The sequence below is a fragment of the Roseovarius sp. genome, from assembly GCF_018066915.1.
Lineage (GTDB): Bacteria > Pseudomonadota > Alphaproteobacteria > Rhodobacterales > Rhodobacteraceae > Roseovarius.
The window spans coordinates 1-5,381 of the sequence record NZ_JAGPVV010000217.1 but is presented as its reverse complement, the minus strand read 5'-3'; the positions used below and the strand labels follow the sequence as shown (position 1 = coordinate 5,381).

The following is a 5,381-nucleotide window of genomic DNA, read 5'->3' as shown; positions in this document are numbered from 1 at the left end:
GGTCTGCATGGCCAAGACGCAGTACAGCTTTACCACCGACCCGAACCGTCGCGGCGCGCCCACCGGCCATTCCGTGCCGGTCCGCGAAGTGCGGCTCTCGGCTGGTGCTGGCTTTGTCGTCGTGGTCTGCGGCGAGATCATGACCATGCCGGGCCTGCCCAGCAAACCCGCCGCCGAGACGATCCGTCTCAATGCGGATGGTCAGATCGAAGGTCTGTTCTGAGCCAAACCCATCAGCGCCGCCCGTGGTATAATGCCTCGGGCGGCGCTACGCGTTATGCGTGGAATAATTGAAGCACGAGGAGAGGGCTGGCAATGACGGCTAAAGTGATCGACGGCAAGGCCTTTGCCGCAGAGGTGCGCGCCAAGGTGGCATCGCATGTAACGCGCCTGAAAGAGGAAAACGGCATCACGCCGGGCCTCGCGGTGGTGCTGGTGGGCGAAGACCCGGCCAGTCAGGTCTATGTTCGCTCCAAGGGCAAGCAGACCGTCGAAGTGGGCATGAACTCTTACGAGCACAAGCTGGATCCAGAGACCTCCGAGGCCGATCTTTTGGCGCTGATCGACCGGCTCAACAAGGATGCCGCCGTCCATGGTATCCTCGTGCAACTGCCGCTACCGAAACATCTCGATTCCGATCTGGTGATCAACGCCATTGATCCGGCCAAGGATGTCGATGGCTTTCACATCTCCAACGTGGGCCTCTTGGGCACCGGTCAGAAATCCATGGTGCCATGCACGCCACTGGGCTGTCTGATGATGCTGCGCGACCATCACGGCTCGCTTGCGGGCATGGATGCGGTCGTGCTTGGCCGCTCTAACATCGTGGGCAAACCGATGGCGCAGCTTCTCTTGGGCGATAGCTGCACCGTCACGATCGCGCACAGCCGGACCAAGGATTTGGCCGATGTCTGCCGCCGTGCCGATATCGTTGTGGCCGCCGTGGGCCGCCCCGAAATGGTGCCGGGAGATTGGATCAAACCGGGGGCCACCGTGATCGACGTGGGCATCAACCGGATCGAACGCGATGGCAAGACAGTGCTGGTGGGCGATGTCGATTACGCCTCTGCCGCGGCCGTTGCCGGGGCCATCACGCCGGTTCCGGGCGGTGTCGGTCCGATGACCATCGCCTGCCTCTTGGCCAATACCCTCACCGCCTGCTGCCGCGCCAATGGTCTGTCAGAGCCAGAGGGTCTTACCGCCTGAGACCTCAGCCCCGCCCATGTGGCGGGGCAACCGCCCTCAGCCCGCCGATCAGCGGACAGCCCAGCGTCTCGCGCAGAGCTGACGCCAACTCGTCCACCGTTTCGGTCGAGACGAACAAGCCCCCCGTCGCATCTGCCAGACATTTCGCCACCGTTTGCCCGTCATAGCCCTGCGCCTCGGGGCTGTTCCACGAAAACGGGTCATGCACCACGCGAAATCCGATCACATGCACCGTAAGGTCCCGCGCCTCTGCCGCAAGTGCTGCCCCGAGCGCACAGGGCGTGCCGCCGCAGGTCTCATTGCCATCCGTGACCAACACCACGATCCCCGGTTGCGTGTGATACGCCAGCACCTCTGCCGCCGCCGCGACCGAGGCCGCAATCGGGGTCAGGCCACCGGGCGTTAGCGCCTCGATTCCCGCCACCACCGCGGCCCCTGCATCGGGCATGGGGTCAAAGTGGCGCGTGATCCCAGAACAGGGATGCGTGCCCCCCGCGCCATAGGTCAAGAGACCGATCCGCCGATAGGGCGCAATCTCGGGCATCACTCGCCGCAGCGCGGTGCGCGCCTCGTTGATCCGTGTGGCGGCAGTTGGATCATGGCCCACTTCCGCCATCGAGCCTGACCCGTCGAACACCAGCATTGCATCGGTGGCACAGCCCGTTGCCGCCTGTGGCGTGGGGCCGGGCAGGGCGGTCAGGGCAAGGCAGAGGACGATCGTGCGCATCGGTGGCCTCCGGTCGCGGGGTCAGGCCTTCAGCCTACCGCGCTCTCGCTGCTTGTCCAGACACACAAGCTTGTGATGACAGGTCTGGTCTTGGGCGGTTAGGGTCACGGTATGAAACAGATCACCTACGTCTACTCCGCCCATTCCGCCTTTGCTTGGCTCGGCTCCGCCCGGCTTATGGAGATTTGCGCCCGAAACGGCGCGCGCCTCATTCACAAGCCTATCGAACTATCGCCGGTGGTCGAGGCGGCAGGCGGGCTGTCCTTCGCCGGGCGCACGCAGGCGCATGTCGATTACTTCTTTGGTCGCGACATCGAGCATTGGGCAGAGTTTCGCGGTGTGGAGGTGATCCGGCATCGCCCGACCCACCATGACAATCCGCTCGCCCTTGCCAGTGGTGTGATCATTGCGGCACAAGAGACCGGGCGTGGCGCAGGTGTAGACGCGCTGGCCCATGCGATCCTAGGGGCCCATTGGCGCGAAGATGCCGACATCGCCGATGCCGCAACCCTGGCCCCTCTGATCACAGCCTGCGCTCTTGATGCGGACGCGATCCTGACCGCCGCAAGCACCGACGCAATACAGACAATTTACCGACACAACACGACCGAGGCTATTGCGCTGTCGATCTTCGGCTCCCCCACCTATATCATCGGGGGCGATCCCTTTTACGGACAGGACCGGCTCGAACTGGTCGAGCGCGCGTTGCAGCGTCCTTTCGCCCCGTCAACATGGCAAAACCCGCCCGTAGGCTGACAACTCCGCCCTTGATCCCTAGGGGTCTTGCGTCTATACGCCCCCGGTGGCCCCAAATTGGGCCCGACTCAACCCACACACGCCGCGTTCGGCCACTCCCGTCGCTGGGGGTCGCATCCGGCAAGGAGATAGCGACATGAAACTGCATGAACTTCACGACAATCCCGGTGCCACCAAAAAGCGCAAGCGCGTTGGCCGCGGTCCGGGTTCCGGCATGGGCAAGACCGGTGGCCGGGGTATCAAGGGTCAGAAATCCCGTTCGGGTGTTTCGATCGGTGGCTACGAGGGTGGCCAGATGCCGCTCTATCAGCGTCTGCCCAAGCGCGGCTTCAACAAGCCGAACCGCAAGGCGTTTGCTGTCGTCAACCTCGGCCTGATCCAGAAATTCGTCGAAGCTGGCAAGATCGACGCAAGCGCGCCGATCACCGAGGATGCGCTGGTCGCATCGGGTCTCGTGCGCCGCAAGCTTGACGGCATCCGCGTTCTGGCCAAGGGCGACGTCAGCGCCAAGCTCGACATTCAGGTCACGGGTGCCTCGCGCGCTGCGATCGAAGCGGTCGAAAAGGCCGGCGGCTCCCTCTCTGTCACAACCGCGCAGGCGGCTGAATAAGAGGTTGTGAGCGGCACCTGTGCCGCTTACATATGGCCCAAGTTTTCCTTTGACGCCGCCTGAGCTGGAAAACAGCCCAAGGCGGCGTTGTCACATGAAAGAGACCCGCGAATGGTATCTGCAGCAGAGCAAATGGCGGCCAACACTAGCTGGTCCGCGCTGGGCAAAGCCACCGAACTGCGCAAACGCATCCTGTTCACCCTCGGCCTGCTGATCGTCTACCGGCTGGGCACCTTCATCCCGGTGCCAGGTATCGACGGCGCGGCGCTGCGCGAATTCATGGAAGGCGCGCAGGCCTCTATCGGCGGCATGCTCAGCATGTTCACGGGCGGCGCTCTCGGGAGGATGGGCATCTTTGCTCTGGGCATCATGCCCTATATCTCGGCCTCGATCATCGTTCAGTTGATGACGGCCTTGGTGCCGGCACTGGAACAGCTCAAGAAAGAAGGCGAACAGGGGCGCAAGAAGATCAACCAGTATACCCGCTACGGCACGGTTGGTCTTGCGACGCTGCAATCGTACGGCCTCGCGGTTTCGTTGCAATCCGGCGATATGGCCTCTAATCCGGGCATGTTCTTTATCGTCTCCTGCATGATCACCCTCATCGGCGGCACCATGTTCCTGATGTGGCTGGGCGAACAGATCACCGCGCGCGGCGTGGGCAACGGTATTTCGCTGATCATCTTTGTCGGCATCATCGCCGAGGTTCCTGCCGCTCTCGCACAGTTCTTTGCATCTGGCCGCTCGGGTGCGGTCAGTCCGGCGGTGATCGTCGGTGTAATGCTCATGGTCGTGGCTGTGATCGCCTTTGTGGTGTTCATGGAACGCTCCCTGCGCAAGATCCATATCCAGTATCCCCGCCGTCAGGTGGGCATGAAGATCTATGATGGCGGATCTTCGCATCTGCCGGTCAAGGTCAACCCGGCGGGTGTTATTCCGGCAATCTTCGCCTCATCTTTGTTGCTGTTGCCCGCGACGATCACCACATTCTCGGGCAATACGACCAATCCGGTCCTCTCGACCGTGATGGCCTATTTCGGCCCCGGCCAGCCGCTCTATCTGCTGTTCTTCACGATCATGATCGTGTTTTTCGCCTATTTCTACACCTTCAACGTCGCGTTCAAGACCGATGATGTGGCCGAGAACCTCAAGAACCAGAACGGCTTTATTCCCGGCATCCGTCCGGGCAAGCGGACGGCAGAATATCTCGATTATGTGGTCAATCGCGTGCTTGTTATCGGCTCTGCCTATCTTGCGGCGGTCTGCCTTTTGCCCGAGATTCTGCGCAACCAGTTCGCCATCCCCTTTTACTTTGGCGGCACATCGGTTCTGATCGTGGTGTCCGTGACCATGGACACAATCCAGCAGGTTCAGTCGCACCTCCTCGCCCATCAATACGAAGGGTTGATCGAGAAATCCCAACTCAGCGGCAAGGGCAAGAAACGCAGTCGCAGAAAGGCTCCGGCGCGTCGATGAATATCATTCTTCTCGGACCGCCGGGCGCGGGCAAGGGCACGCAAGCGCATCATCTGGTCCAGAGCCGGGACATGATCCAACTCTCCACCGGCGACATGCTGCGTGCCGCCAAGGACAGCGGCTCCGAGATGGGGCGCATTGTGGCGGATGTGATGGCGCGCGGCGATCTTGTGACCGATGACATCGTGATCGGCCTCATCCGCGAGCAGTTGCAGGGCGCGCAAAAGGGGGGCTTCATCTTTGACGGCTTCCCGCGCACCTTGGCGCAGGCCGATGCGCTTGCCGACTTGCTGGAAGAGACGGGTGAGACACTTGATGCCGTGATCGAATTGCGCGTCGATGACGAGGCGCTCGTCGAGCGGATCACGGCCCGCTCCACCTGCGGCGGCTGCGGAGAAGTCTACAACGACATTACCAAGCCTTGGCCCGCGGATGGCAAATGCGCCAAATGCGGCTCGACCGATGTCAAACGCCGCGCGGACGATAACGAAGACGCTCTGCGCAACCGTCTGATGGAATATTACAAGAAAACCTCCCCGTTGATCGGCTACTACTATGCCCATGGCCAATTGACCTCGGTCGATGGTCTTGCGGAAATTGACGCGG

Annotated in this window: 7 protein-coding genes; 6 read left to right on the top strand and 1 reads right to left on the bottom strand. The window is 62.0% G+C overall.

Annotated features, from left to right (window positions below):
- Positions 1-223: formate--tetrahydrofolate ligase (locus KBT70_RS12070; RefSeq protein ID WP_296633509.1), on the top strand; the 223-nt coding region annotated here is incomplete at its 5' end.
- Between the two features lie 92 nt (positions 224-315).
- Positions 316-1,206 carry a bifunctional methylenetetrahydrofolate dehydrogenase/methenyltetrahydrofolate cyclohydrolase FolD gene (gene folD / locus KBT70_RS12065; protein ID WP_296633507.1) on the top strand — a complete coding sequence of 297 codons (891 nt, stop codon included), beginning with the start codon at positions 316-318 and terminating at the stop codon, positions 1,204-1,206.
- A gap of 4 nt (positions 1,207-1,210) precedes the next feature.
- Here the strand turns inward: folD and KBT70_RS12060 are convergent, their stop codons facing one another.
- The gene (locus KBT70_RS12060; protein WP_296633504.1) at positions 1,211-1,933 is read right to left on the bottom strand and encodes a VWA domain-containing protein; all 723 of its coding nucleotides are present in this window, start codon (positions 1,931-1,933) and stop codon (positions 1,211-1,213) included.
- 111 nt (positions 1,934-2,044) lie between these two features.
- On the opposite strand from KBT70_RS12060, the gene KBT70_RS12055 reads away from it, so the two are divergent.
- The 4 genes from KBT70_RS12055 to KBT70_RS12040 form a co-directional block, all read left to right on the top strand.
- A complete protein-coding gene (locus tag KBT70_RS12055) occupies positions 2,045-2,689 on the top strand; it encodes a 2-hydroxychromene-2-carboxylate isomerase (RefSeq protein WP_296633502.1) in 645 nt (214 codons plus the stop codon).
- A 136-nt stretch (positions 2,690-2,825) separates the two neighbouring features.
- On the top strand, positions 2,826-3,299 hold the full coding sequence (rplO, locus tag KBT70_RS12050; RefSeq protein WP_296633499.1) for a 50S ribosomal protein L15: 474 nt from the start codon (positions 2,826-2,828) through the stop codon (positions 3,297-3,299).
- 111 nt (positions 3,300-3,410) lie between these two features.
- On the top strand, positions 3,411-4,775 hold the full coding sequence (gene secY, locus KBT70_RS12045; RefSeq protein ID WP_296633496.1) for a preprotein translocase subunit SecY: 1,365 nt from the start codon (positions 3,411-3,413) through the stop codon (positions 4,773-4,775).
- Positions 4,772-5,381, top strand: a 610-nt coding sequence (locus tag KBT70_RS12040) for an adenylate kinase (protein WP_296633494.1), incomplete at its 3' end; no start/stop codon positions are given. The genes secY and KBT70_RS12040, both read left to right, overlap by 4 nt.